Source organism: Nocardiopsis potens DSM 45234 (genome assembly GCF_000341105.1).
Lineage (GTDB): Bacteria > Actinomycetota > Actinomycetes > Streptosporangiales > Streptosporangiaceae > Nocardiopsis_A > Nocardiopsis_A potens.
This window is the reverse complement of sequence record NZ_ANBB01000002.1, coordinates 225314-251398: the sequence shown is the minus strand read 5'-3', so window position 1 is coordinate 251398 and position 26085 is coordinate 225314. Positions and strand designations below refer to the sequence as shown.

The following is a 26085-nucleotide window of genomic DNA, read 5'->3' as shown; positions in this document are numbered from 1 at the left end:
CCGGGGCCCCCCCCCTGCCGATATGACCGGGCCCCGTCAGAGCGCTCTGACGGGGCCCGGTCATATCGGCTCGGGCGGGCGGGTGGCCCGCCTTGGCCGGGCTAGTCCTCGCGGAGCAGCTCCAGGGCCTTCTCCAGGTCCTCGGGGTAGCCGCTCTCGAACTCGACCGGCCGACCCTCGGTCGGGTGGTCGAAGCCGAGGCGGACCGCGTGCAGCCACTGCCGCCGCACACCCAGCCGGTCGGCCAGGGTCGGGTCCGCGCCGTACAGGCGGTCGCCGACGCAGGGGTGGCGCAGCGCGGACATGTGCACCCGGATCTGGTGGGTGCGCCCGGTCTCCAGCTTGATCTCCAGCAGGCTGGCGGCGCGGAACGCCTCGACCGTGTCGTAGTGGGTGACCGACGGGCGGCCCCCGGCGACCACCGCGAAGCGGCCGTCCCCGGAGGGGTGCCGGTCGATCGGGGCGTCGACGGTGCCGCGCAGCGGGTCGGGGTGGCCCTGGACCAGCGTGTGGTAGCGCTTGTCCACGGTGCGCTCCTTGAACGCCCGCTTCAGCACCGAGTAGGCCGCCTCGCTCTTGGCCAGCACCATCAGGCCGGTGGTGTTGGCGTCCAGGCGGTGCACGATGCCCTGCCGCTCCGCGGCGCCGCTGGTGGTCAGCCGGACCCCGGAGGCGAGCAGGCCCTCCAGCACCGACGGGCCGGTCCAGCCCACGGTGGGGTGGGCCACCACGCCGATGGGCTTGTCGACCACGATGATGTCGGCGTCCTCGTAGACCGTCTTCAGGCCCGGGACCGGTTCCGGCCGGGGCACCGGGGCGCTCGGCGGCGGGGGCAGGGTGACCTCCAGCCACGACCCGGACTGGACCCGGTCGGACTTGGCCGCGGCGGCGCCGTCCACGCTGACCTCGCCGGCCGAGATCAGCTCGGCGGCGCGGGTCCGGGAGAGCCCGAACATGCGGGCGATGGCCGCGTCCAGGCGGTCGCCCTCCAGTCCGTCGGGGACCGGCATACTGCGGTGGTCGCTCACGGGCGGTCCCCCTTCTCCTCCGAGGACTCCTCGGAGGCGCTCTCGCTCTCGGTCCCGGCCTTCTCCTCCGGCCCGGCGTCGCCCTCCCGGGTGCCGTCGATGTTGATCCCGCGGAAGGCCAGCAGCACGGCGAGGGCGCTGCCCACCACCAGGCTGGAGTCGGCCAGGTTGAACACCGGCCAGTGCGGCAGCTGGATCCAGTCGACCACGTGGCCGTGGAGCGGCGCCGGCGGGCGGAACAGCCGGTCCACCAGGTTGCCCAGCGCGCCGCCGAGGATCAGGCCGAGCGAGACGCCCCAGGGCAGGCTGCGCAGCTTCCGCGACATCCCGATGATGTAGCCGGCCACACCGATGGTGATCAGGCTGAAGACCCAGGTCATCCCGGTGCCGATGGAGAAGGCGGCGCCGGGGTTGAAGATCAGGGTGATCTGCAGCAGCTCGCCGACGACCGGGAGCCGCTCGCCCGGCTGGAACCGCGCCAGCACCAGTTCCTTGGTGGCGAAGTCCAGGGCCAGTGAGACGGCCGCCACGGCCAGTACCAGGACGAACCGCCGCGGCTTCGTCGCGGCGGGCGCGTCCCCCGTTCGTTGTTCGTCCCCGGAGGGCTCTACGTCAGTCAGCGACGCTCCTCGCGTTGTTTGCAGGTCACGCACAGCAGGGCCCGCGGGTAGGCCTGGAGTCGGGCCTTGCCGATCGCCTGGCCGCAGGAGGCGCACACCCCGTAGGTCCCGGCGTCCATCCGTCCGATCGCCCGCTCGCTCTGGGCGAGCAGGTCACGAGTATTGTAGGACAGTGCGAGGTCGTGCTCGCGCTGGTAGGCCTTGGCCCCGGTGTCGGTGGGGTCGTCCCCCGCGTTGGAGACCGCGTCGGCCGACCACTCGGCCAGCTCCGACTGGGCCTCGGCGAGCTGCTCGCGCAGCCGGACCACGTCGGCCTCCAGGGAGGCCCGCACCTCCGCCAGCTCCTCCGCGGTCCACGGGTCCTCACCCGACCGCGCGGGCGGCACCCTCACCTCGGTCACGCCCCGGCGCTCCTCGTCCCCGGCCCCGCGGCTCCCCGCCGGGCCGTCCTCCTCGACCGCCGCCCCCGCCGCCGTCGTCGGTGCCGCCATGGGTTCCCCCTCGTCTTCCGGGCCCGGCCTCACCGGGCCCGCCGATCCCCCTGTCGACGTGCGAAGACACCCGCTGCACGGGCACGCCCCGCACGGTGGGAGGGAGCTTAGGCGGCACCGCCGGACGAATCAATCGACCACGGCGGAACACGGCATCGCGTTTCTTTCCCCGATATGTTCCCCGTTCCCGGTCCGCGACCCCCCGCGCCGCCCCGGGGCGGCCCGCGGCGCCCCCGGCGGCGGGTCAGCCGGAGACCGCGAACCCGCCGTAGTCCTCGGCGAGCAGCGCCAGGTGCGGCTCGTCGAACAGGGCGGAGCCGCCGTGCGGGCCGACCCGCACCTCGATCACCCAGTCGACGTCCTCGGCGTCGTCCTCGCCGGCCAGCATGTCCCGGTGCACCGTGCACGGCGCGTACCCCTGGTCCAGGAGCTGCTCGGCCAGCTCCTCGGCGTCCTCCCGGTCGTGCAGCGTCACCAGCACGGCATCGGGTTCCCGGCTCATCCGCCCCTCCTTCTCCGCTCTCCGCGCCCGTCCCGGCCCGCGGCGCCCCGGCCGCCAGTATGCCCCGGCGCCGCCGCGCACCGCCCCTCGGGGAGAACGGCCGGACCCCGGCCCCGCGGTGGGCTATCCTCTTCCCAGAGCCGGGCTTCGACGGGGACGAGTACCGGCGGACCACAGCCTGAAGCGACCCGGGGACGGTGCGAGCCCGGGGGCATGACCGCCGCGAAGATCACCCCTGAGCCGCCGGAAGAACGGCCCCGAACGGGGCCCAGTAGAACCGGCACCGCGGCGGCGCGCCGCGGACAACGAAGTGGGGGGCGCTCGCGCAGGCCCCCAAGGAGGGTGGTACCGCGGGGCCTCGGCCTCGTCCCTCCATCAGGTCGGCATCCTGATGGAAAGGGCAGCACGTGTCACCAGATCACCCCTCCGGCCCCCGCCCGTTCCCGGCCCTGCCCGCGCAGATCGACCTGCCCGCGGTCGAGCGCGAGGTCCTGGAGCGCTGGTCGGAGCAGAAGGTCTTCGAACGCTCCCTGGAGCAGACCCGGGACGGCGTCGGCTGGGTCTTCTACGAGGGCCCGCCCACCGGCAACGGCAAGCCCGGTGTGCACCACGTCGAGGCGCGCGTCTTCAAGGACGTCTTCCCGCGCTTCAAGACGATGAAGGGCTTCCGGGTCGACCGCAAGGCCGGCTGGGACTGCCACGGGCTCCCGGTCGAGGTCGCGGTCGAGAAGGAACTCGGCATCAGCGGCAAGAAGCAGATCGAGGAGTACGGCGTCGCCGAGTTCAACCGGCGCTGCCGCGAGTCGGTGCTCCGGCACGTCGACGCGTTCTCCGAGATGACCCGGCGGATGGGCTACTGGGTCGACATGGACGACGCCTACCGCACCATGGACCCGCAGTACGTGGAGTCGGTCTGGTGGGCGCTCAAGCAGATCCACGGCAAGGGGCTGCTGGTCCGCGACTACCGGATCAGCCCGTACTGCCCGCGCTGCGGCACCACGCTCTCCGACCACGAGCTGGCCCAGGGCTACGAGACGGTGACCGACCCGTCGGTCTACGTCCGGTTCCCGGTCACCTCCGGCCCGCTGGCCTCCCCGGAGCGGCCCACCTCGATGCTGGTCTGGACGACCACCCCGTGGACCCTGGTCTCCAACACCGCGGTGGCGGTCCACCCGGACGTCGAGTACGTGGTGGCCACGGACGGCACCGAGCGGCTGCTCCTGGCCGAGCCGCTGTTCGAGAAGGTCCTCGGCGAGGGGTGGAGCCTCACCGGGGAGCGCTTCGAGGGCAACGAGATGGAGCGCTGGACCTACCAGCGCCCCTTCGAGATGGTCCCGTTCGACGAGCCGGCGCACTTCGTGGTGCTCGCCGACTACGTCACCGTGGAGGACGGCACCGGCCTGGTGCACCAGTCCCCCGCGTTCGGCGCCGACGACATGGCCGTGGGCCGCGCCTACGGCCTGCCGGTGGTCAACCCGGTCCGCGCCGACGGCACCTTCGAGGAGGGCCTCGGCCTGGTCGGCGGGGAGTTCTTCAAGGAGGCCGACGCCGCGCTGGTCGAGGACCTGAAGGCGCGCGGCCTGCTCTTCCGGCACCTCGCCTACGAGCACAGCTACCCGCACTGCTGGCGCTGCCACACCGCGCTGCTCTACTACGCGCTGCCGTCCTGGTACATCCGCACCACCGCGGTCAAGGACGAGCTGCTGGCGCAGAACGAGGCCACCTCCTGGTACCCGGAGAACGTGAAGGAGGGGCGCTTCGGCGAGTGGCTGCGGAACAACATCGACTGGGCCCTCTCCCGGAGCCGGTACTGGGGCACCCCGCTGCCGGTCTGGCAGTGCGCCGACGAGCACGTCACCGTGGTCGGCTCCCTCGCCGAGCTGGGTGAACTGGCCGGGCGGGACCTGAGCGCGCTCGACCCGCACCGCCCCTACGTGGACGACGTGGTGCTGGACTGCCCGGAGTGCGGCTCCCCCGCGCACCGGGTGCCCGAGGTGATCGACGCCTGGTTCGACTCCGGCTCCATGCCGTTCGCCCAGTGGGGCGCCCCGCACCGCAACGAGGAGGTCTTCCGGGAGAACTTCCCGGCGCAGTACATCTGCGAGGCGATCGACCAGACCCGCGGCTGGTTCTACTCGCTGATGGCGGTCAGCACCCTGGTGTTCGGCCGGTCCTCCTACGAGAACGTGGTCTGCCTGGGGCACATCCTCGCCGAGGACGGCCGCAAGATGAGCAAGCACCTGGGCAACGTGCTGGAGCCCATCTCGGTGATGGAGCGGCACGGCGCCGACGCCCTGCGCTGGTTCATGCTGGCCAGCGGCTCCCCGTGGGCGGCCCGGCGGGTGGGCCACGCCGCGCTGGAGGAGATCGTCCGCAAGGTCCTGCTGACCTACTACAACACCGTCTCCTTCTTCACCCTCTACGCCAACGCCGGGGAGGGGTGGAGCCCGGAGCGGCTCGCCGAGGCGCCGGCCCCGGCCGACCGCCCGCTGCTGGACCGCTGGCTGCTCTCCGAGCTCAACCAGGTGGTCGCCGACGTCGACGCCGCCATGGAGTCGTTCGACACCACCGGCGCCGGCCGCCGGCTGACCGCGTTCATCGACGACCTGTCCAACTGGTACGTGCGCCGGTCCCGCCGCCGGTTCTGGGCGGGCGCCGCCACCCCGGAGGGCGCCGCCGCGTTCGCGACGCTCTACGAGAGCCTGGAGACCGTCACCCGGCTGCTCGCGCCGATGGTCCCGTTCCTCACCGACCACGTGTGGCACGCGCTGCGCCGGGAGGGCGACCCGGAATCGGTCCACCTGGCCTCCTGGCCGCAGGCCGACGCCGGGCTGATCGACGCCGGGCTGTCGGAGCAGATGGCCCTGGTGCGCCGGCTGGTCGAGCTGGGCCGCGCGGCCCGGGTCGACTCCGGGGTCCGCACCCGCCAGCCGCTCTCCCGGGCGCTGGTCGGCGCGGCCGGCTTCGAGGCGCTGCCCGAGCAGCTGCGCGCGCAGATCACCGAGGAGCTCAACGTCGGCGAGCTGGACCCGCTCTCCTCGGTCGGCGGCGACCTGGTGGACTACACGGTCAAGCCGAACTTCCGGGCGCTGGGCAAGCGGTTCGCCAAGCGCACGCCGCTGGTGGCCAAGGCGATCGGCGCGGCCGACGCGAAGGGCCTGGTGGATGCGGTCCGCTCCACCGGCTGGGCCCAGGTGCAGGTCGAGGGCGAGCCGGTGGAGGTCAGCGCGGAGGAGGTGCTGATCACCGAGCAGCCGCGGGAGGGCTGGACGGTGGCCGGGGAGAACGGCGAGACCGTCGCCCTGGACCTGGAGATCACCCCGGAGCTGCAGCGCGCCGGGCTGGCCCGCGAGGTGGTCCGGCTGGTCCAGGACGCCCGCAAGTCCAGCGGCCTGGACATCTCCGACCGGATCGCGCTGACCTGGTCGGCGACCGACCCGGTCACCGCGAAGGCGCTCGCCGAGCACGCCCGCTCCATCGCGTCGGAGGTGCTCGCCTCCTCCTTCGCCCAGGGCGAGGGGGACGGCGACGGCGGCCACACCGTCACCTCCGCGGAGTTCGGCCTGACCTTCTGGATCCGGAAGGCCTGACCGCCCCGCGCGCAGCGGCCGACCGGCCCGAGGCAGAGCGCCCGCCGTCCCGCCCGGGGGCGGCGGGCGCCGCACTTCCCGCCCCCGGGGACGCCGGCGGACCCGGTTCCGCCGGCGTCCCTGCGACGGGCCCCCGGCGGGACCGGAGAAAGGCGCTCTCCTCCTCCGCCCCGTCCTCCGCCTCTCCCGATGACCTTGACGTCGTTGCCGTTTCAAAGCCGGTGGTCTCCAGTGTCCGTTGCAGCACCGCACGCCAGAGGACAGGTAGGGAGAGGACCGGCCGACCGGTCCGACGCGGCGCCCCACAGGGTCGGGGTCCAAGCAGGCAGCGACGGCGCAGGCAGGACCGGGGCGCAGACCTCACCCGAGCGCGGCACCCCACGGGGTGAGGGTTCAAGCAGGCACCAACGGCAGAGGCGGGGCCGGGGCAGAGGTGGTCGCCCGAGCGCGGCACCCCACGGGGCCAGGGTTCATACAGGCGGCGACGGCGGCAGTGGGGACCGGCCGGCCGGTCCGACGCGGCGCCCCACAGGGCACAGGTTCAGACGGGCAGCGACGGCAGCGGTAGGGACACCCGGGCGCGGCCAGGGACACGGTGGTCCGGCGGTTGGCGCACGAGCCGTTCGGGTGGCGGCCCACGGTGTTGGAGGTCGGCCTCCGCCGATACCGGTGTAACGCCGCCTCCGACGACCGGAACACGGACCGACGACGCGCCGCGAGCCGTCAGTCGCCGACGCTGCCGTCGATCATCTCGCGCAGGATGTCCGCGTGGCCCGCGTGCCGGGCGGTCTCCAGGATCACGTGCAGGTACACCCACCGCAACGTCAGCTCCCTGCCCTGCGGTGTGGTGACGGCGTAGTCGAGGCTGTGCTGGGCGGCGATCTCGCGGGAGCGGTCGCACTCCGCCTGGTAGGCGGCGATGACGTCGTCGAGCTTCTCGTTCGGCTCCAGCCGCAGGTCGGCCTCCGGGTCTGCGTCGGTCCACGGCGGCGTGGGCAGCTCCGCGGCGGGGATCTGCCCGATCTGCTCGGCGAACCCGCCCAGTTCCACCCACCGCAGGTGTTTGATCAGGCCGCCGAGGTTGGTGCCGGTCGGCACCGGGCTGCGCCGGGCGTCCTCCTCCGACACCCCACGGGCCTTGCGCACGACGGCGTCGCGCAGGTAATCCAGGAACGTCTCGAGCTGCTCGCGCTCGCTGGCGGCGAACACGCTGCCGAGGATCTCACTGGGTCTGGTCATGGCCCGAACGTAGCACGCGGGCCGCCCCTCGCACCGGAGGCTATTCGGGCTCTTCGCAGTCGCAGTTGAGGGTGTGGTCCGGTCGGCGCGTCTGGTGGCCGGGTAGGGGGCGAGGCCTCCCGAGGATGGAGGTGACTATGCCGTCCATCTGGAAGACCTCGACGTGTCTGACGCTACCTTCGCTCGTCTCGATGATCTCGGGCTCGAAGTGCTCGGGCAGCGGTCGGAGCCCGATCGGGCGATCCTCCGGTGCCGGGTTAGATGGTGTCGTCGCTGCGGATGCCCTGGCGCGGCCAGGGACACGGTGGTCCGGCGGTTGGCGCACGAGCCGTTCGGGTGGCGGCCCACGGTGTTGGAGGTCGGCCTCCGCCGATACCGGTGCACCGGGTGCGGTCACGTGTGGCGCCAGGACACGTCGCGGGCCGCCGAGCCGCGGGCGACGCTGTCGCGACGTGGCCTGTGGTGGGCGTTGGAAGCCCTGGTGTGCCAACACCTGAGTGTCGCCCGCGTCGCCGACGCTCTGGGGGTCTCGTGGAACACCGCCGACGACGCGGTCCTGGCCGAGGGCCGCCGGGTCCTGATCGACGATCCGCACCGCTTCGACGACGTGCAGGTCATCGGCGTGGACGAGCACGTCTGGCGGCACACCCGGCGGGGCGACGAGTACGTGACCGTGATCATCGACCTGACGCCGATCCGCGACGGCACCGGGCCGGCGCGGCTTCTGGACATGGTCGCCGGCCGCTCCAAACATGCGTTCAAGGCCTGGCGCGACAATATCGAGGTCGTCGCGATGGACGGGTTCACCGGGTTCAAGACCGCCACCACCGCAGAGCTACCCGAGGCTGTGCCGGTGCTGGACCCCTTCCACGTCGTCCGTCTGGCAGGCGACGCCCTGGATCAGTGCCGGCGCCGGGTCCAGCAAGCCCCCCACGGGCACCGAGGCCGCACCGGCGATCCACCGTATGCCGCGCGACGCACCCTGCACACCGGCGCCGACCTGCTCACCGAGACCCAGCAGCACCGGCTGACGGAGCTGTTCGCGGCCGACGCCCACGTCGAGGTCGAAGCCACCGGGGGCATCTACCAGCGGATGATCGCCGCCTACCGTGAGCCCGGCCGAACCCGGGGCCGCGAGCTGATGAGGCAGTTGATCGAGTCGATCAGCCGAGGCGTCCCCAGCCCGTTCAGGGAGATCATCACGCTCGGCCGCACCCTGACCAAGCACGCCGCCGATGTGCTCGCCTACTTCGACCGGCCCGGCACATCCAACGGCCCCACCGAAGCGATCAACGGCCGCCTCGAACACCTCCGCGGCTCCGCCCTCGGCTTCCGCAACCTGACGAACTACATCGCCAGATCACTACTCGAGACAGGCGGCTTCCGACCCCAACTACACCCTCGATTACGAAGAGCCCCTTATCCCTGTATGCCCGGTTTGCGGCAAGGATCGGGCGAGCGCGGGGGCGCCCTGCGCACCTCGACGGCACCCCGATTGCATCTACCGGCGAGTAGTAAGCCCCCAGACCCCCATCGCTCCCTTATCAGTTACCCAGAGTGGCCAAAGCGGGGCCTTCCGGGAGGGCAAAAGCGACATCTCGCCCCCGCCCCTGCTCTTCCTGGGTTCCGGCCCCCTGTATCTCGGTCTTCCGGGCGGCTCGAACCCCTCATCGCTAGCCCGATCGGGGCCGTTTGGGCCTACCGGGGCCCGATCCGGCCCGGGATGCGCGCCCGGGAATCACCGGGGTGCTCTCGCGGTGCGCAGGGCGCCCCACTCCACCATCACCCTGCGTATTCATCTAGGTCAGGGAGGTGCGGCGGTTTCAGGGGCGGCCGGCCCCGGCGCCCGGGCGACGCGGGAACGGCGAACCCGCCACCCCGGCCCGCCCCGACCGGCCCCACCCGCTCTGCCGCACCCGACCGACCGGCCGGTCCCCACCGCCGCCCTCGCCGCCTGTCTTGACCTTCGCTCCGCGGGGCGCCGCGCCCGGGCGACCGCCTCCGCTCCGCCCCTTCCTGGGCCGTCGCCGCCCGTCTTGACCTTCGCTCCGCGGAGCGCCGCGCCGGACCGACCGGCCGGTCCCCACCGCCGCCCTCGCCGCCTGCTTGAACCCCGGCCCCGTGAGGCGCCGCGCCCGGGCAGGAAGGCGGGCAGGGCTGAGCCGGGGCTCGGGCCGCCGCCGGAGGAGGTCCTGGCGGGATCCTCGGGCGCTCGGGGGTCGTGGAAGAGGTGGGTCAGCTCGGGTCGGAGGTGGGCTTCCCGTTCTCCGTGCCGTCCGCGCCGTTCTTGTCGCGGAGGCCGGCGACGAAGGCCGAGAAGGAGTCGTCGCCCCTCCCGGCGTCCGCACTGTCCGCGCTGTCCGCCGTTCCCTCGGTCTTCTCCGAGTCTTCCGGGCGGTCCTCGGCGGTGTCCGCGGCCTCGCGGGGCCCGGAGCCGGTCCGCTCCGCGGAACCGCCCCCTTCCGTGGCCGCCTCGGCCTCCTCGGCCGCCTGGGCCTCGGGTTCCGGGGCGGCCGGAGCCTCCGGTTCCTCGGCGGTTCCGGAGTCCGCACCGGCCTTCTCGGTCCCGGCGGCCTCTCCGGCCGGTTCTTCGGAGGCGGCGTCCTCGGCGGTCCCGGACCCGGCCGGGTCCTCCCGGTCGGCCTCCTCCGCCTGCTCGGCGGCCGGGGCGTCCTCGGTCCGCTCGGCGGCGTCCCGCTCTCCGGTGGTGCCGGTGGTGCCGGCGCTCTCCGGCTCCGCCTCGGTCCCGATGTCGGTCCGGGCCTCGGCCTCGGGGCCCTCCTCGGGCTCCTCGTCCGGGTCTGCGGGCTCCTGCCCGTCCTCCCGCTCGGCGGCGGGGGCGGCCTCCTGAGCGGCCACGGCGGAGGCTTCGGCGTCCGCTCCGGCCGGGCCGGCCCCTTCGGGGTCCTCCCGGTCTGCGGGAGCGGCGTCCTGCTCGGGGGCGTCCTGCTCTGCGGCCGCCTCGGCCGGGGCGGCCTTCTCAGGCTCCTCGGCGTCCTCGGGGCCTTCGGCGTCCTCGGGGTCTTCGGTGTCCTCGGCGGTCTCGGAGGCGGTCTCCGGAGCGGCGCCGTCCGGGGTGTCCTCGGAGCCGTCCCCTCCGGCTTCGGGAGCGGGCGGCTCGGCCTCGGAGGCGGTGTCCGCGCCCGGCGGTTCCGGGGCCGACCGCTCCGGCCGCTCCGATTCCTCTGCCTCCGGCTCTCCGCCGCGCTCCGCGGGCGCCTCGGCCGGGGCCTCGGCGGTGCGGGGAGCGGCCTCCGGGGAGTCCAGGGCCGTGGGCAGCGGATCGAGCTCGGGAAGCGGCTCGGGCTCGGGGAGCGGGGGCTCCTCACCCGCGGTGCGGTCCGCACCGGGGGCGGGAGAAACCTGGGGGGCGACCGGGGCCGACTCGGCGGCCCCGGGTTCGACGGGGTCGTCCGCGCGACCGGCCGGGCCGGAGTCCGGCCGGTCGGGCGGGGCCTCCCCCGTCTCGCGGGGGGCCGGCACGCGCTGGTCGGCCGGCTCTTCCGAGGGCGTCGCCACCCGCACCGGTGCATCGACCGGCGCGGGTGACGGCCCCGCGGACGGGACGGACCCCCTGGGCCCCTCGGACCCGGGCGCGGCGGCCGGCACCTGGCCGGCCGCGGGTACGGACGCCTTCCCCAAACCGTCCGTACGCACGGCCGCGCCCGCGGGCGCGCTGCGCGCCTCCGCGCCGATCCTCCCACCGGCACCGGCCGGTTCCAGCAGCGTCTTGCGGCTGCGGACCGCCTCGGCGACGAGCAGCACCGCGCTCGCACAGCCGAGGCCGATGGCGATGTACACCAGGCTCACTTCGGCGAGCACGACGGCGATCACGATGAGAAGCAGCGCCGCTGCGAGAGCGGCCAGACTGCACAGGATCAACACGGGTCGAGAGGGCCTTACCTACACAGGGAATCCGAATGCTGCACGTGCTCTAGCGGCGCTCGTGCGGGGCCTCACCCGGGTGGAAACCGCCGTGCGGGGCCGGCTCGGGCTGCTGCTGGGCGAACGGGTTGGTGCCCGGGCCGCCCGCGGGGCCGTGCTGCATCGCCGGAGCACCGCCGGTCGGCGCGGCCATCGTCTGGAACCCGCCGGTGGTGTTCAGGTTCGGCGGCGCGGTCGGCTCGTTGCCGCCCTCGGCGAGCTCGCGCAGCTGGCGCTCGAAGTAGTCCTTCAGGCGGGCGCGGTACTCGCGCTCGAAGTCCTTGAGGACCTCGACCTTGTGCTCCAGCTCCTCGCGCTGCTGCACCAGGGAGCCCATCACCTGGCGGTGGCGCTCCTGGGCGTCCCGGTCCAGGTTCTCCGAGCGGGCGCGGGCCTCGTTGACGATCTGCTCGGCCTGGCGGCGGGCCTTGCCGAGGATGTCGTCGGCCTCGTGGCGGGCGCGGCCCAGGGTCTCGTCGGCCTCGCGGCGGGCGTCGGAGATGGCCTGGTCGGCGGTCTGCTGGGCGAGGGCCAGGACCCGCGCGGCGGTGTCCATGTTCTCCTCGGACCCGGGCAGGCCCATGTTCGCGGCCATCGCCGGCATCGGCTGCTCGACCTGCGGCGGGGCCGGGGCCGGGGCGGGCTCGGGCTGCGGCGGCTCGGGCTGCATCTGCTCCTGCGGCTGCTGGAACTCCTGCATGCCGGCGTTGGGCACCTTGCCGCGGAGGCACTCGGCGAGCTTGCCGCGCAGCTCCTCGTTCTCCTGGATCAGCCGGTCCAGCTCGGACTCGACCTCGTCGAGGAAGGCGTCGACCTCTTCTTCGTCATAGCCCGGCCGTAGCCGGGTCGTACTGAACTGCTTGTTCCGCACATCCGCGGGTGTCAGCGGCATGTTCGTCTCCTTGGCGCGCTTGGACTTTATCCGTAGGGACGCTACCTGATCGTGACCTTACGGCAATCCGGATCATGACCAAGACCACATATCGGATCCGGAGCTTACCCGTCCGATATGAAGTAGTGGCTAGGCCATGGTCACTGCGGCCGAACGCGCGACCTGGAGCAGGATCACCACGATGATGAAGAGCACGGTGAAGCTCAGATCCAGGGCCACGCTGCCCAGCCTGACCGGTTTGATGAACCGCCGAAGGAACTTCAGCGGCGGGTCCGTGATCGTGTAGACGGTCTCGGCGAGCACCAGCGAGAAGCCCGACGGACGCCACGACCGAGAGAAGGACTGGACCAGCTCGAACACCAGCCGCCCGATCAACACCAGCATGAACAGTTGCAGGATGATGGCGACGATGTTCAGGGCGATGGCCACGGTCGTTCCCCGACCCAATCTGTGTACGGCTGCGGTCTAACTCTGATTGAAGAACCCTCGTTCAGCGATCCGTGCCTTGTCTTCAGCGGTCACCTCAACATTAGCCGGGGACAGGAGGAACACCTTGTTCGTCACCCGCTCGATGTCACCGTGCAGGCCGAAGATGAGCCCCGCCGCGAAGTCGACCAGCCGCTTGGCGTCGCTGTCGACCATCTCGGTGAGGTTCATGATCACCGGTATGCCTTCCCGGAAGTGCTCTCCGATAGTACGCGCCTCGTTGTAGGTGCGCGGGTGGAGCGTGGTGATCCGGGCCAGGTCCGCCTTGGCCGACGCCGCCGGGGCCCGGCGCTCGCCGCCGGGGCCGGCCTGGTCGCCGCCGTCGCTCACGGCGTCGGTGCGAGGGTCGCCGCCATGCGGGTCGGTCTCCCGGTCCCGCCTGTCCTCGACGGCCTCGTCGAGGTCGTCGAAGTCATCATATTCGTCCGCATAGCGGTGATCGTAGCGGTCGTCCTCCACGAGGCCGAGGTAGACCGCCATCTTGCGCATCGCGCCGGCCATCTCATGTCCTCCGTCGTCCCTGTGGTGCGGCACCGCAGAAGACTTCATTGAGTCCGCCTGGATCCGCCGATGCCCGTGCGGCGGGCGAATTCGACAGATGGGCGCCAAGGTCCATGTGGGGACATTACCCCACGTTCGGCCCCCGATCGCCGAGCAACGCCGTACCCACCCGCAGGTGTGTCGCGCCGTTCTCGATGGCGGCCTCCATGTCTCCGCTCATCCCGGCGGACACCACTCTCGCCTGAGGGTAGCGAGCCCGGATGTCCTCCGCGACCGTGCGAAGCCGGGCGAAGGCCTCCGCGGGGTCTCCGCCCAGCGGCGCGACCGCCATCACGCCGCTCAGGACGAGGCCCTCCTCCGCCGCGATCCGGTCGGCGACCGCGGGCACGTCGCGCGGGTCGGCGCCGCCCCGCGGGCCGATCACCCCCGCCGCGGAGCCCGGGTCGAGGTCGACCTGGACCAGGCAGCCCAGTTCCCGGCCCTCCAGCCGGGCACGTGCGCCCAGCGCCGCGACCAGGCGCTCCCGGTCCACCGAGTGGACCATGTCGGCGTAGCGCGCCACCGACTTGGCCTTATTGGTCTGCAGCTGGCCGATGAAGTGCCGGGTGAGCGGGAGGTCGGCGGTGGCGGCCGCCTTGGGCGCCGCCTCCTGGTCCCGGTTCTCGCCCACGTCGGTGACGCCGAGCCCGGCCAGGATCCGCACGTCGGAGGCGGGGTAGGTCTTGGTGACCGCGATGATGGTCACATCCTCCGCCGGCCGGCCGGCCTTTTCGCAGGCCGTGGCCGCCCGCTCGCGCACCGCGCGCAGGTTCTCCGCGATCCGCTCGCGCCGCCGCGGGTCCTCTTCGGCCTCTGCCCCGCTCATCTTCTCCTCTTCCCTTCCGCTCTGCGCTCTTCCGCCGGTCCGCGGTTCACCGGACCCGCCACACGTAGCCCGCCAGCCGCCCGGTGGGCGCGCCGCGCCGGTGTGAGAAGAGCCCCTCGGTCTCGTAGGTGCACCGGCCGTCCTCGGTGATGTGGCCGACACCGGCCGCGCGCAGCTGCGCGGCGACCGCGGCCCGGATGTCGATGCCCGGGGTGCCCTTCCGGGTGGTGGCGGCCCCCTCCGGGGTGTGCGCGGCCAGCTCGTCCCGCATCTCGGCGGGCACCTCGTAGCAGGAGCCGCAGATGGACGGGCCCAGCGCGACCGAGATCCGGTCCGGCTCGGCGCCGCCGCGCACCATCTCCGCGACCAGCGCGGGGGCGACGCCGCGGAGCGTGCCGGCCCGCCCGGAGTGCGCGGCCCCGACCACCCCGGCCTCCGGGTCCGCGGCGAGGATCGGCAGGCAGTCCGCGGCGAGCACGGCCAGCACCAGGTCCTCTTCCCGGGTGACCACCGCGTCCACCCTGCCGACGGTGCCGGGGCCGGTGGCGACCGCGACGTCGGCGCTGTGCACCTGGTCCATCCAGACCACCCGGCGGTGGTCGAAGCCGAACCGCTCCGCGGCGGCGGCCCGGTTGCGGTCCACCGCCTCCGGGTCGTCGGGCACGCCCTTGCCCAGGTTGAGGGTGTCGAACGGGGCGGCGCTCACCCCTCCGTCGTAGCGGCCGGTGAAGCCGGCCAGCACTCCCGGCACCAGTTCGAAAGCGGCACTCATCTTCGGGGCATCTCCAGCGGTCGGGCGGGTGGCGACGCGAAAAAGCGTACCGGCGGCGGGATGTCCCGCCGCCGGTACGCCCGTGCGGCCGCGCTACGCCGGCCGCGTCACTTCAGGAAGTCCGGCACGTCCAGGTCGTCGGGGTCGTCGAAGATGACCCGGCGCCGCGGGGTGGGCACGTCGGACGCGCGGGAGAAGGCCCCGTCGGTCCCGGTGCGGCGGCCCTGGCCGTAGCCGCCCTCACCGATCGGGTGGACCGGGCGGGGGCGCTGCGCCGCCTCGTCCTCCTCCGGGGCCGGCTGCGGGGCGGGCTGGGCGGCGCGCGCCTCGCGGACCTCCGGCTCGGCCGGGGCCTGCGGCTCCGGGGCGGGCGCGGGCGGCTCCGGCGCCACCGCCTCCGGGGCGGGGGCCGGCGGCTCCTCGCGCACCGGCGCCGGCTCGACCGGGCGGACCGCCTCCGGCTCGGGCCGCGGGTCGGCCTGGACCGGGCGGACCGGCTCGGGGGCCGGGGCCGGCTCGGGCTGCTCGCGCTGGGGCTCCGGGGCGCGCGGCGGCGCCTCGACCGGTGCCGGCGGGCGCGCGGCCGCGGCCGGCGGCTTGGGCGCCTCGACCCTCGGCTCGTCGAACCCGGCGGCGATGACGGTGACCCGCACCTCGTCGCCGAGGGCGTCGTCGATGACCGCGCCGAAGATGATGTTGGCCTCGGGCGCCGCGGAGTTGGCGACCAGCTGGGCCGCCTCGTTGATCTCGAAGAGGCCCAGGTCGGAGCCGCCCTGGATGGACAGCAGCACGCCGTGGGCGCCGTCGATGCTGGCCTCCAGCAGCGGCGAGGAGATGGCCATCTCGGCGGCCGCGACGGCGCGGTCGTCCCCGCGGGCCGAGCCGATGCCCATCAGGGCCGACCCCGCCCCCTGCATCACCGACTTCACGTCGGCGAAGTCCAGGTTGATCAGGCCCGGGGTGGTGATCAGGTCGGTGATGCCCTGGACACCGGAGAGCAGCACCTGGTCGGCGGCCTTGAACGCGTCCAGGACGCTGACCTGCCGGTCCGAAATGGACAGCAGCCGGTCGTTCGGGATCACGATGAGGGTGTCCACCTCCTCGCGGAGCATCGCTATCCCCGATTCGGCCTGGGTGGCGCGCCGCTTGCCCTCGAATCCGAAGGGGCGGGTCACGACACCGATCGTCAGGGCGCCCAGTGAGCGTGCGATGTTGGCGACCACGGGGGCGCCCCCGGTTCCGGTTCCGCCCCCCTCACCCGCGGTGACGAAGACCATGTCGGCCCCCTTGAGGACCTCCTCGATCTCCTCCCGGTGGTCCTCCGCCGCCTTCCGGCCGACGTCGGGGTCGGCCCCGGCGCCCAGCCCCCGGGTGAGCTCGCGGCCCACGTCCAGTTTGACGTCGGCATCGCTCATGAGCAGCGCCTGAGCGTCGGTGTTGATGGCGATGAACTCGACGCCCTTGAGTCCCTCTTCGATCATCCTGTTCACGGCGTTGACGCCGCCGCCGCCGATGCCGACGACCTTGATGACCGCGAGGTAATTCTGCGGTGCTGCCACGACGAGGGGCCTTTCCGCTCGCATCCGCCGACCGCTCCGAAACCGCCGCGGCCGCGGCGTGGGCCGCTCCCCGGCGGCGGTCGGGCGGACCGGCTGTCCGGTTCTACAGTCTTACTTCAGGTGGCCGCCCCGCCGACCGCCGCCGGTCCGGCCACCTTGGGGAGGGATGTCCGAGTCCGGGGGGACTTCGGATCCTTCTCCCCTAACGCTTCGAGTCCATACTTATGTCAACCAAAGGTTCGACTCCCGACAGTAGGCCGAGGCCAGCCGACGGGCAACCAACCTGGGGATCAGCCTAACGGCGTGTCGCGTCCGGAAGCGATGCGGCGCTCGGCGCGTCGCATCTGGAAAGCCGGGCGGATTCCGGGCGGCCCCGATCGGCGGGACCCGCCCGGCCCTCCCGCCGGAGCGGAACGGGTCAGCCCTGCTCCTCCGGCTCCTCCGACGGCTCTTCCGAAGGGCTCCGCCGCGGGGAGGGCTCGGCGCGCCCCACCACCGCCATGTCCTGCGCGCTCACGTCGTAGCGCCGCCCCTCGGCCGGCGGGTGCTCCTCCGCCAGCACCTCCAGCACCCGGGCCTTGTGCTCGGCGCCCTCGCCGTCGCCCCAGGCGACCTCGGCGCCGCCGTCCAGTTCCAGGACGATGGCGTCGGGGTCCCGGGCGTCGATCCGCACGAGGCGGACCGGGAGCGCGCCGTCCAGCGCCTCGGCGATCCCGGCGGCCGCCGCGATCCCCGCACTGCCCTCCACCTCGCCCCGGACCGAGGCGACCGGGTACCGCTCGGGGAGGGACTCGGTGTCGGAGATCCGCACCCCGTCCTGGTCGACCAGGCGGTATCCGCCGTCGGCGCCGACGGCCAGCTCGGGCGTCCGCTCCTCGACCCGGACCCGCAGCTCGGCGGGCCAGCCCCGCTCCACCCGGACCGACTCGGCGAGGCGCAGCCCCTCCACCCGCCGGGCGGCCGCCTCGGTGTCGACCCGGGCCAGCGGGGTGCCGGTGGGCACCGCCAGCGCCCGCACCACCTCGTCCCGGTCCATCCGGTGCAGGCCGGAGACGGTGACCTCGCGGACCACCAGCAGCCGGGAGCCGAGCAGCAGGTACCCGGCGGCCCCGAGGAGGGCCACGATGAGCAGCACGATGAAGGCGACCTTCCACGGGTCCGCCCTGCGGCGCGGCGGTGCCCCGCCCGCGCCGGTCCTGACCGTGCCGCCTGCCACCGCGGCCCCTCCCCCTCGGTCCGCCGTTCCGCCCGGGCGGGTCAGCCCGCCGCCTTCGCCTCCAGCGCGCCCACGATCAGCGGGCCCAGCTCGGTGACGTCGCCCGCGCCCATGGTCAGCACGATGTCGCCCGGTCCGGCGAGCGCGGCCGCGGCGACCACGGCCTGCTGCCGGCTCGGGGCGGGGTGCACCCGCGGGTGGCCGACGGCGCCGGTGATCAGCTCCGCGGTGACGCCGGGCTCGGGGTCCTCCCGGGCGCCGTAGATCTCCATCACCACGGCCTCGTCGGCGAGGGTCAGCGCCTCGCCGAACTCCTTGGCGAAGATCCGGGTGCGGCTGTACAGGTGCGGCTGGAACACCGCGACCACGCGGCCGCCCTCCCCCTCCGCCCGGGAGTCCAGGGCGGCGCGGGCCGCCTTCAGGTCCGCGGCGATCTCGGTGGGGTGGTGGGCGTAGCTGTCGTAGACCGCGACGCCGGCCGCCTCGCCCTTGAGCTCGAAGCGGCGGGCCGCCCCGGTGAAGTCGCCGAGGCCGCCGACCGCGACCTCCGGGTCGTGGCCGAGCTCGTCGGCGACCGCGATCGCCGCGGCCGCGTTGAGCACGTTGTGCCGGCCGGGCACGGCCAGGGCGCAGTCCAGCGGGTCGCCGCCGGGCGGGGTGAGGGCGAACCGGGTGGCGAACCCGTCCGCGGTGATCCCGGAGACCCGGAACTCCGCGTCGGGCGACTCGCCGTAGGTGCGCACCCGCAGCCCGCGGGCGCGCGCGGTCTCGGCGAGCGCGCGGGCGCCCGGGTCGTCGATGCCGGCGATCACCGCGCGGCCCACCCGCTCGGTGAAGGCGGCGAACTTCGCCTCGATCTCCTCCAGGCCGCCGTAGTTGTCCAGGTGGTCGGCCTCGACGTTGGTGACCACCGCGACCTGCGGGGAGAGCATCAGGAAGGAGCCGTCGCTCTCGTCGGCCTCGGCCACGATCACGTCGTCGGAGCCGGCGTCGGCGCCCAGGCCGGTGGTGACCAGCTTGCCGCCGATGACGTAGCCGGGGTCGACCCCGAGGTGCTGCAGGACCACGGTGAGCATGGAGGTGGTGGTGGTCTTGCCGTGCGTGCCGGCGACCGCGACGCCGGTCCGGTCGAGCAGCAGCGAGCCCAGCGCCGCGGCCCGGGGCAGCACCCGCAGCCCGCGGGCGCGGGCCTCGGCCAGCTCCGGGTTGTCCTCCCGGGCGGCCGAGGTGACCACCACGGTGTCGGCGGAGCCGACGTGCTCGGCGGCGTGGCCCACGTGCACCCGGGCGCCGAGCCGCTCCAGCTCGCGCAGGACCGGGCCGTCCTTGGCGTCGCTGCCGGAGACCTCGGTGCCGCGCTGCAGCAGGATCCGGGCGATGCCGGACATGCCCACGCCGCCCATTCCGACGAAGTGCACCCGGCCGAGCTTCTCCACGGGCAGCGGCTCCGTGGGGGGGACCAGGCTCATCGGGCGTCCTTCCCGTCGTCGAAGTAGGCGCCGTCCTCGTCGTCGGAGTCGAGGGCGGCGGGCGCCTCGCCCTGGCGCTCGCCGCGGGCGATCGCCATGACCTCGCGGGCCAGCTCCATGTCGGCGTCGCGGCGGCCCATCGAGGCGGCCGCCTCCGACATGGCGACGACCCGGTCGGTGTCGGTGAGCACCGGGATGAGGGTCTCGGCGATCCACTGCGCGGTCAGGTCGGCGTTGTCGATGAGCAGGCCGCCGCCGGCCTCGACCACCGGCTCGGCGTTGAGGCGCTGCTCGCCGTTGCCGATCGGCAGCGGCACGAAGCAGCCGGGCAGCCCGACCGCGGTGAGCTCGGCGCAGGTCATCGCACCGGAGCGGCACATCGCCATGTCCGCGGCGGCGTAGGCGATGTCCATCCGGTCGACGTAGGGCACCGCGACGTAGGGCACGCCGTCGACGGTGCGGTCCTCCGGCTCCTCGGCGTTCTTCGGGCCGACGACGTGCAGCACCTGCACGCCGGCGGCGGTGAAGGCCGGCTGGGCCTGGAACGCGGCCTCGTTGACCGCCTGGGCGCCCTGGGAGCCGCCGAAGATCAGCAGGGTGGGCAGGTCGGAGCGGAGCCCGAAGTGGGCGCGCGCCTTGTCGCCCATGGCGAGCCGGTCCAGCGTGGAGATCTGCCGGCGCAGCGGGATGCCGACGTAGCGGCCGTTGCGGATCTCGGTGTGCGGGTGGCCGGTGAAGACGTGCGGGGTGAGCCGCGCGCCGAGCCGGTTGGCCAGCCCGGGCAGCGGGTTGGCCTCGTGCACCACGATGGGCAGGCGGCGGCGCCGGGCCGCCAGGTAGCCGGGGGTGGCGACGTACCCGCCGAAGCCGACCAGCACGTCGGCCTGGAGCTCGTCCAGCCGGTCCCCGGCGGCGCTGATCGCGCTCGCCAGCTTGCCGGGCACCTGGAGCAGCTTCGGGGTGAGCTTGCGGGGCAGGGGAACGGCCGGGATGAGCCCGAGATCGTACCCCCGCATGGGCACCAGGCGGGTCTCCAGTCCCCTCTCGGTCCCCAGGCAGACGATCTGCGTGTCGGGGTCGATGCGCCGCAGCGCATCTGCCAGGGAGAGCGCGGGCTCGATATGCCCGGCCGTGCCGCCTCCGGCGAGGGCTACCCTCATCGTCGCCGATTCCTCCTCGCTTGGACCTGCGCGTGTTCCTTCGTGCGCCGCGGCTCGCCCGCGGCCTGCGTGTGCGCCTGCGACGCACCCGCCGGTCGGGGTCGGCCCTGCGCGTCGTCCAGGCCAAGCCAGCTTAGAGCCCTTTGCACCCGGCCCGGACCGCGCGCGGCCAGCGCCCGGCGCGCCTTCGGCTCGGTCTTGGCCAGGGCCAGCAGCACCCCGATCCCGAGCAGGGTCGGGATCAGCGACGAGCCTCCCGCCGAGACCAGCGGCAGCGGGATGCCGGTGACCGGCATCAGGCCGATCACGGTGCCGATGTTGACCAGGGCCTGCAGCACGATCCAGACGGTGAGCGCGGTGGCCGCCAGGCGCGCGAACGGGTCGCGGGTGCGCGACGCGACGCGCAGACCAGCGTATCCGAGGACACCGAAGAGTCCGACGACGACGAGGGTCCCGACGAGCCCGAACTCCTCGCCGATGATCGCGAAGATGAAGTCGCTCTCCGGGTGGGGAAGGAAACCCCACTTCTCCCGGCTGCCGCCGATGCCCACCCCGAACAGGCCGCCGGTGCCCAGCGCGTAGAGGCCGTGCAGCACCTGGAAGCCGGAGCCGGTCGGGTCGGCCTCGGGGTCCAGGAAGGAGGTCACCCGGGCGATGCGGAACGGCTCCACCGCGATCATGATCGCGACCAGGGTGGCGACCAGCCCGAACATGCCGACGAACAGCTTGCCCGGCGCCCCGACCACCCACAGCATGGCCAGGAAGATGGCGAGCAGCACCATGGTGGTGCCCAGGTCGGTGCCGAGCAGCACCAGCAGCACCAGCACGCCGCAGCCCGGCATCAGCGGGAAGAGCAGCTGGCGCCACTCCTTGAGCTCCTTGAGCTCCTCCTTGCGGGCCAGCACCGAGGCGCCCCACAGCACGAAGGCGAGCTTGGCCGGCTCCGAGGCCTGGACGGTGACGCCGCCGATCTCCAGCCAGCGCACCGCGCCGGAGTTGTAGGCCTCGCCCTTGAAGACGGTGAGCACCAGCAGCGCCACCGAGAGCAGCATCGCCGGGTAGCCGACCGCCCGGAACACCTTGAGCGGCAGGTGCGAGGCGAGCAGCATCAGCGGCAGCCCGATCGCGGCGGCCACCGCCTGCTTCTGGAACAGGCTGTAGACCGACCCGGTCTCGGTGTAGGAGTCGACCATGGAGGAGGAGAGCACCATGGTCAGGCCGAACGCGATGAGCAGCGCGCAGCTGCTGAAGATCAGGTAGTAGGAGGTCAGCGGGCGGTCCAGGAGCCGCGAGACGCGCCGCAGCCGGCCCCCTCCCGGTCCGCGCCCGGGCGGCCCTCCGCCGCCGCGCGGCCCCGCCGCCGGGGCGGGCCGCGCGGGTCCGCCCCTGGCCGCCCCGAGTGTCTTGGGCGCTCCCCCTCGGGGCACCGCAGCCATTCCCCACCTCCGCCGCGACACGGTTCTCCAGCGTCGACCAAGTCTGGCGGGAACGGGACCGGCGGCGGCGGACATATCGCGCGTGTCGGGCCGCTTTCTGTTTTTCTCACCCGGCCGGGGCGGAACGGGCCGCGCATGCGCCGCCGCCCCGGCCCCGCCGGGTGCGGCGGGACCGGGGCGGCGGTGCCGGGGTCAGCGCGGGAGGGCCAGCACGGCCTCGGCGAAGCGCTCCCCGCGGACGTTGTAGTCGGGGAACATGTCCATGGAGGCGGCGGCGGGGGCCAGCAGCACGGTGTCGCCCGGCTCGGCCAGGCGGGCCGCGGCGGCCACCACCTCGGTCATCGCCTCGGCCCCGGTGGCGGCGACCTCCACCACTGCGGTGCCGGGCGCGTGCTCGTCCAGGGCCTTGCGGAGCAGGTCCCGGTCCCGGCCGAGGAGGACCGCGGCGCGCAGCCGCGGCGCCGCCGCGCGGACCAGGCCGCCGACCTCGGCCCCCTTGAGCAGCCCGCCGGCGATCCAGACCACGGGGTCGTAGGCGGAGAGCGACGCGGCGGCGGCGTGCGTGTTGGTCGCCTTGGAGTCGTCGACGTAGAGCACCCCGCCGACCTCGGCGACCGGCGCGATGCGGTGCGGCTCGGGGCCGAAGGCGGCCAGGCCGGCCCGGACCGCGCCGGGGGCGGCCCCGGCGGCGCGGGCCAGCGCCGCCGCGGCCAGCGCGTTGGCGACCTGGTGCGGGGCGGCCGGGCGGACGTCGGACAGCGACGCCAGCTCCTCGGCGGTGCTCCGCCGGTCGGCGGTGAAGGCCCGGTCGACGAGGAGGTCCTCCACCACGCCCAGCTCGCCGGGGCGGGGGGTGCCCAGGCCGAAGCCGACCAGCGGCGCCGAGGCGTCGCCGGCGGCGGCGAGCCGCACCGACACCTCGTCGGCGGTGTTGGCCACCCGGATCGTGCCCGGGGCGTACACCTTGCCCTTGGCCTCGGCGTAGGCGTCGAAGCCGCCGTGCCAGTCGAGGTGGTCCGGGGCGACGTTGAGCACCGCCGCGGCGTGCGGGCGCAGCGACTCCGACCAGTGCAGCTGGAAGCTGGACAGCTCCACGGCCAGCACGTCGGGGACGGCCCCGGAGGCGTCCGGCAGCACCGCGTCGATGATCGGGGTGCCGACGTTGCCCACCGCGAGCGCGTTCCGCCCGTCGGCGCGGAGCATCGCCTCCAGCATCCGCACCGTGGTGGTCTTGCCGTTGGTGCCGGTGACCGCCAGCCACACCTGGCCGGCGGGCTTGAGCCGCCAGGCCAGCTCCACGTCGCCGATGACCTCGACGCCGGCCCGCGCCGCCGCGGCGAGCAGCGGGGCGTCCGGCCGCCACCCCGGGGAGGTGACGACCAGCGCGGCGCCTTCCGGGAGGTCGTCGGAGCCGAGCACCACCTCGGCGCCGGCCGCGCGCAGCCCTTCGGCGGCCGCCCGGGCCCGCTCGTCGTCGGTGCTGTTCACGACGGTGACCCGGAGGCCGCGGGCGAGCAGCGCGCGGACCACCGGCGGGCCGGAGACCCCGACGCCCGCGACGCACACGTGCCCGCCGGCCGGGACCGCGGTCCCGCCGCTCCCGGCGGGGACGCCGCCCTCGGCCGGGTCTGCGGTGTTCTTCTCAGTCATCGCCACTTCTCGACTCGCTCGCTCTCGCCGGGCAGCCCCGGCACCGTTCCTCGGCTCGGCCGCTCCGCCGCGGCTACCTCGGCACCCACTCCAGGTAGAACAGGCCGATGCCGATGCCGACCAGCAGCCCCTGGATGATCCAGAAGCGGATCACGATGGTCGTCTCCGCCCACCCCTTGAGTTCGAAGTGGTGCTGGAGCGGCGCCATTCGGAAGATCCGTTTCCCGGTCAGCCGGAACGAGCTGACCTGCAGCATCACCGAGGCGGTGATGAGCACGAACAGGCCGCCGATGATGAGCAGCAGCAGCTGGGTGCGGGTGGTGATGGCCAGGCCCACGATGAGGCCGCCCAGCGCCAGCGAACCGGTGTCGCCCATGAAGATCTTGGCGGGCGGGGCGTTGTACCAGAGGAAGCCGATGCAGCCGCCCAGCGCCGCGGCGGCGACCACGGCCAGGTCCAGCGGGTCGCGCACCGGGTAGCAGTTCGGGGAGAGCAGCGCCTCGCTGCAGCTCTGCCGCAGCTGCCAGTTGCCGATGATGACGTAGGAGACCAGGGTCAGGATGGTCGCGCCGGTGGCCAGGCCGTCCAGGCCGTCGGTGAGGTTCACCGCGTTGGAGAACCCGACGATCAGGAAGAGCGCCCAGAGCACGAAGACGCCCAGCATCAGCGGGGGGCCGAAGTCGCGCAGGAAGGACAGCTGGGGGGAGGCGGGCGTGTAGCCGTAGCCGTTGGGGAACATCGTCACGCCGACGGCGAAGCCGACGCCCACGATGGTCTGGCCGAGCATCTTGGCGCCGGAGCGCAGGCCCAGGCTGCGGCGCTTGTAGATCTTGATGAAGTCGTCCAGGAAGCCGACGCAGCCCATCCCGACGAACAGGAAGATCACCAGCAGGCCGGAGACGGTCGGCTTGGACATCATCGCCAGGTGCGAGCCGAAGTAGCCGAGCACCGCGCCCAGGATGATGACGATGCCGCCCATGGTGGGCGTGCCCTGCTTGGTCTTGTGGCCCTCGGGGCCGTCGTCCCGGATCTCCTGGCCGAATTTGAACCTGTAGAGGATCCGGATCAGGCTCGGCATGATGAGCAGCGAGACGATGAGGGAGATGCCCGCCGCGATGAGGATGTTGCTCACTGGGCCTCCCCCTGCTCCGCCCGCGGCTCGGCTGCGGAGAGCCCTTCGGCGACCTGCTCCAGCCCGGCCACGCGCGATCCCTTCAGCAAGACGACGTCCTTGGGCCGCAGGCGCTCGGTGAGCGCGGCCACGGCCGCGGCGGCGTCGGGGACCGCAGTGGTGTCCCCGCGCCGGCCTTCGGCGGCCGCCGCCCCTTCGGCGATGGGGGCGGCCTCCGCTCCGACCACGATCAGCCCGTCGACGCCGGCCTCGGCGGCCAGCCGGCCGATCCGCTCGTGCTCCTCGCGCGAGCGCTCGCCCAGCTCCGCCATGTGCCCGAGCACCGCGAAGGACCGCCGGCCCTCGGCGATCGCGCCGAGGGTGCGCAGCGCCGCCGCCATGGACTCGGGGTTGGCGTTGTAGGCGTCGTTGATCAGGGTGGTCCCGTCGGCCAGCTCGGTGACCTCCATCCGCCACCGGCTCACCGGGCCGGCCTCGGCCAGCGCGGCGGCGATGTCCCGGGCGCCCATGCCGAACTCGGCGGCGACCGCGGCGACCGCGAGCGCGTTGTGCACCTGGTGCTCGCCGACCACGGCGAGGCGGACCGAGGCGGTCTCCCCGCCGACGGCGAGGGTGAACTCGGCCCGGCCGGCGGCGTCCAGCCGGACGCCCGCGGCGCGCACGTCGGCGCCGGGGCCGGTGCCGAAGGTGACCACCCGGGCGCGGGTCCGGCCGGCCATCGCGGCCACCGCGGGGTCGTCGGCGTTGAGCACCGCGACGCCGCCCCGCTCCGCGTCGGGCAGCGCCTCGACCAGCTCGCCCTTGGCCTGGGCGATGGCCTCCCTGCCGCCGAACTCGCCCATGTGCGCGCTGCCCACGTTGAGCACCGCGCCGATCCGCGGGGGCGCGATCCGGCACAGGTGGGCGATGTGGCCGATGCCGCGCGCGGCGGTCTCCAGCACCACGAAGCGGGTCCGCTCGTCGGCGCGGAGCACGGTCAGCGGGTGGCCGATCTCGTTGTTGAACGAGCCGGCCGGGGCGACCGTGGGGCCGAGCCGGTCCAGCACCTGGGCGAGCATGTCCTTGGTGGTGGTCTTGCCGGACGAGCCGGTGATGCCGACGATGTCGGCGCCGGCGGCCGAGATGCGCTCGGCGACCTCGCGCGCGAGGCGGCCGAGGGCGGCCACGACCTCATCGTCGCCGCCGTCGACCAGCAGCGCGGGCGCGTCGACCGGGCGCGACCCCAGGACGGCTGCGGCCCCCGCCTCGACGGCGGCGGCGGCGAAGTCATGGCCGTCGGCCCGCTCGCCGCTCAGCGCGACGAAGAGGGAGCCGGGACCGGCGCCCCGGGAGTCGACGACGACCGGCCCGGCCACGACGTCGGTCGGGCGCGCGGATCCGCTCATCCGTGTTCGGGTGATCTCAGCGATCCGATCGAGCGTCAGCGCGATCAAATCCACTCCTCATGTCGGGCCCGGTCCTGGGCGCTTCCGGCGCCTCGATCGGGGTTTCGGACGGGCGCGGCCCATGCCTCCGGTGACGACTCCGCGTCCGATGGCGCCACGGCGTCCGGG

20 protein-coding genes and 1 pseudogene are annotated in these 26085 nt (G+C 73.9%); 2 read left to right on the top strand and 19 right to left on the bottom strand.

What is annotated here, in order from left to right; translation table 11 throughout:
* Nucleotides 1-101 precede the first annotated feature (101 nt).
* The 4 genes from D459_RS0101465 to D459_RS0101450 all read right to left on the bottom strand — a co-directional run bounded on the left by D459_RS0101465 (nucleotide 102) and on the right by D459_RS0101450 (nucleotide 2641).
* Entirely contained in the window at nucleotides 102-1028 is a 927-nt protein-coding gene (locus tag D459_RS0101465) for an RluA family pseudouridine synthase (RefSeq protein WP_026119960.1), read from the bottom strand.
* The gene (gene lspA / locus D459_RS30370) at nucleotides 1025-1558 is read right to left on the bottom strand and encodes a signal peptidase II (protein ID WP_017591209.1); all 534 of its coding nucleotides are present in this window, start codon (nucleotides 1556-1558) and stop codon (nucleotides 1025-1027) included. Before lspA ends, D459_RS0101465 begins: the two co-directional genes overlap by 4 nt.
* 86 nt (nucleotides 1559-1644) lie before the next feature.
* Nucleotides 1645-2139, bottom strand: a complete 495-nt coding sequence (locus D459_RS0101455; protein WP_017591208.1) for a TraR/DksA family transcriptional regulator — start codon at nucleotides 2137-2139, stop codon at nucleotides 1645-1647.
* 244 nt (nucleotides 2140-2383) lie between these two features.
* On the bottom strand, nucleotides 2384-2641 hold the full coding sequence (locus tag D459_RS0101450; RefSeq protein WP_017591207.1) for a hypothetical protein: 258 nt from the start codon (nucleotides 2639-2641) through the stop codon (nucleotides 2384-2386).
* 407 nt (nucleotides 2642-3048) lie between these two features.
* Between D459_RS0101450 and ileS the strand changes: the two genes are divergently transcribed.
* Nucleotides 3049-6231: an isoleucine--tRNA ligase gene (gene ileS, locus D459_RS0101445; RefSeq protein ID WP_017591206.1), complete on the top strand. Its 3183-nt coding sequence runs from the start codon at nucleotides 3049-3051 to the stop codon at nucleotides 6229-6231.
* Nucleotides 6232-6954: 723 nt separating this feature from the next.
* On the opposite strand, the gene D459_RS0101440 is transcribed toward ileS, so the two are convergent.
* On the bottom strand, nucleotides 6955-7470 hold the full coding sequence (locus D459_RS0101440; RefSeq protein ID WP_017591205.1) for a DinB family protein: 516 nt from the start codon (nucleotides 7468-7470) through the stop codon (nucleotides 6955-6957).
* Between the two features lie 163 nt (nucleotides 7471-7633).
* Here D459_RS0101440 and D459_RS30365 point away from each other — a divergent pair.
* Nucleotides 7634-8875, top strand: a pseudogene (locus tag D459_RS30365) (ISL3 family transposase); the annotation flags it as partial.
* 830 nt (nucleotides 8876-9705) lie between these two features.
* On the opposite strand, the gene D459_RS0101430 reads toward D459_RS30365, so the two are convergent.
* From D459_RS0101430 to D459_RS0101365, 14 genes are all read right to left on the bottom strand, one after another.
* Nucleotides 9706-11352 carry a hypothetical protein gene (locus D459_RS0101430; RefSeq protein ID WP_026119958.1) on the bottom strand — a complete coding sequence of 549 codons (1647 nt, stop codon included), beginning with the start codon at nucleotides 11350-11352 and terminating at the stop codon, nucleotides 9706-9708.
* Nucleotides 11353-11404: 52 nt separating this feature from the next.
* Entirely contained in the window at nucleotides 11405-12286 is an 882-nt protein-coding gene (locus D459_RS0101425) for a DivIVA domain-containing protein (protein WP_017591203.1), read from the bottom strand.
* A 129-nt stretch (nucleotides 12287-12415) separates the two neighbouring features.
* A complete protein-coding gene (locus D459_RS0101420; RefSeq protein WP_017591202.1) occupies nucleotides 12416-12715 on the bottom strand; it encodes a YggT family protein in 300 nt (99 codons plus the stop codon).
* 36 nt (nucleotides 12716-12751) lie between these two features.
* On the bottom strand, nucleotides 12752-13273 hold the full coding sequence (locus D459_RS0101415; protein ID WP_017591201.1) for a cell division protein SepF: 522 nt from the start codon (nucleotides 13271-13273) through the stop codon (nucleotides 12752-12754).
* A 124-nt stretch (nucleotides 13274-13397) separates the two neighbouring features.
* On the bottom strand, nucleotides 13398-14138 hold the full coding sequence (locus D459_RS0101410) for a YggS family pyridoxal phosphate-dependent enzyme (RefSeq protein WP_017591200.1): 741 nt from the start codon (nucleotides 14136-14138) through the stop codon (nucleotides 13398-13400).
* A 46-nt stretch (nucleotides 14139-14184) separates the two neighbouring features.
* Nucleotides 14185-14910, bottom strand: a complete 726-nt coding sequence (gene pgeF / locus D459_RS0101405) for a peptidoglycan editing factor PgeF (RefSeq protein ID WP_017591199.1) — start codon at nucleotides 14908-14910, stop codon at nucleotides 14185-14187.
* 107 nt (nucleotides 14911-15017) lie between these two features.
* On the bottom strand, nucleotides 15018-16469 hold the full coding sequence (gene ftsZ, locus D459_RS0101400) for a cell division protein FtsZ (protein ID WP_017591198.1): 1452 nt from the start codon (nucleotides 16467-16469) through the stop codon (nucleotides 15018-15020).
* A 418-nt stretch (nucleotides 16470-16887) separates the two neighbouring features.
* Nucleotides 16888-17685, bottom strand: coding sequence for a cell division protein FtsQ/DivIB (locus D459_RS30360; protein ID WP_017591197.1), 798 nt, complete (start codon nucleotides 17683-17685; stop codon nucleotides 16888-16890).
* A 41-nt stretch (nucleotides 17686-17726) separates the two neighbouring features.
* Nucleotides 17727-19154 carry a UDP-N-acetylmuramate--L-alanine ligase gene (gene murC, locus D459_RS0101390; protein WP_017591196.1) on the bottom strand — a complete coding sequence of 476 codons (1428 nt, stop codon included), beginning with the start codon at nucleotides 19152-19154 and terminating at the stop codon, nucleotides 17727-17729.
* Nucleotides 19151-20314 (bottom strand): undecaprenyldiphospho-muramoylpentapeptide beta-N-acetylglucosaminyltransferase, encoded by a 1164-nt coding sequence (murG, locus tag D459_RS0101385; protein ID WP_017591195.1) that lies wholly within the window; start codon nucleotides 20312-20314, stop codon nucleotides 19151-19153. The genes murC and murG overlap by 4 nt, the downstream gene beginning before the upstream one ends.
* Nucleotides 20311-21750 carry a putative lipid II flippase FtsW gene (ftsW, locus tag D459_RS0101380; RefSeq protein WP_020380015.1) on the bottom strand — a complete coding sequence of 480 codons (1440 nt, stop codon included), beginning with the start codon at nucleotides 21748-21750 and terminating at the stop codon, nucleotides 20311-20313. The genes murG and ftsW overlap by 4 nt, the downstream gene beginning before the upstream one ends.
* A gap of 192 nt (nucleotides 21751-21942) precedes the next feature.
* Nucleotides 21943-23400, bottom strand: a complete 1458-nt coding sequence (murD, locus tag D459_RS0101375) for a UDP-N-acetylmuramoyl-L-alanine--D-glutamate ligase (RefSeq protein ID WP_017591193.1) — start codon at nucleotides 23398-23400, stop codon at nucleotides 21943-21945.
* A gap of 73 nt (nucleotides 23401-23473) precedes the next feature.
* Nucleotides 23474-24478, bottom strand: coding sequence for a phospho-N-acetylmuramoyl-pentapeptide-transferase (gene mraY, locus D459_RS0101370; RefSeq protein ID WP_051065295.1), 1005 nt, complete (start codon nucleotides 24476-24478; stop codon nucleotides 23474-23476).
* Nucleotides 24479-24528: 50 nt separating this feature from the next.
* On the bottom strand, nucleotides 24529-25965 hold the full coding sequence (locus D459_RS0101365; RefSeq protein ID WP_026119957.1) for a UDP-N-acetylmuramoyl-tripeptide--D-alanyl-D-alanine ligase: 1437 nt from the start codon (nucleotides 25963-25965) through the stop codon (nucleotides 24529-24531).
* Nucleotides 25966-26085: the final 120 nt, after the last annotated feature.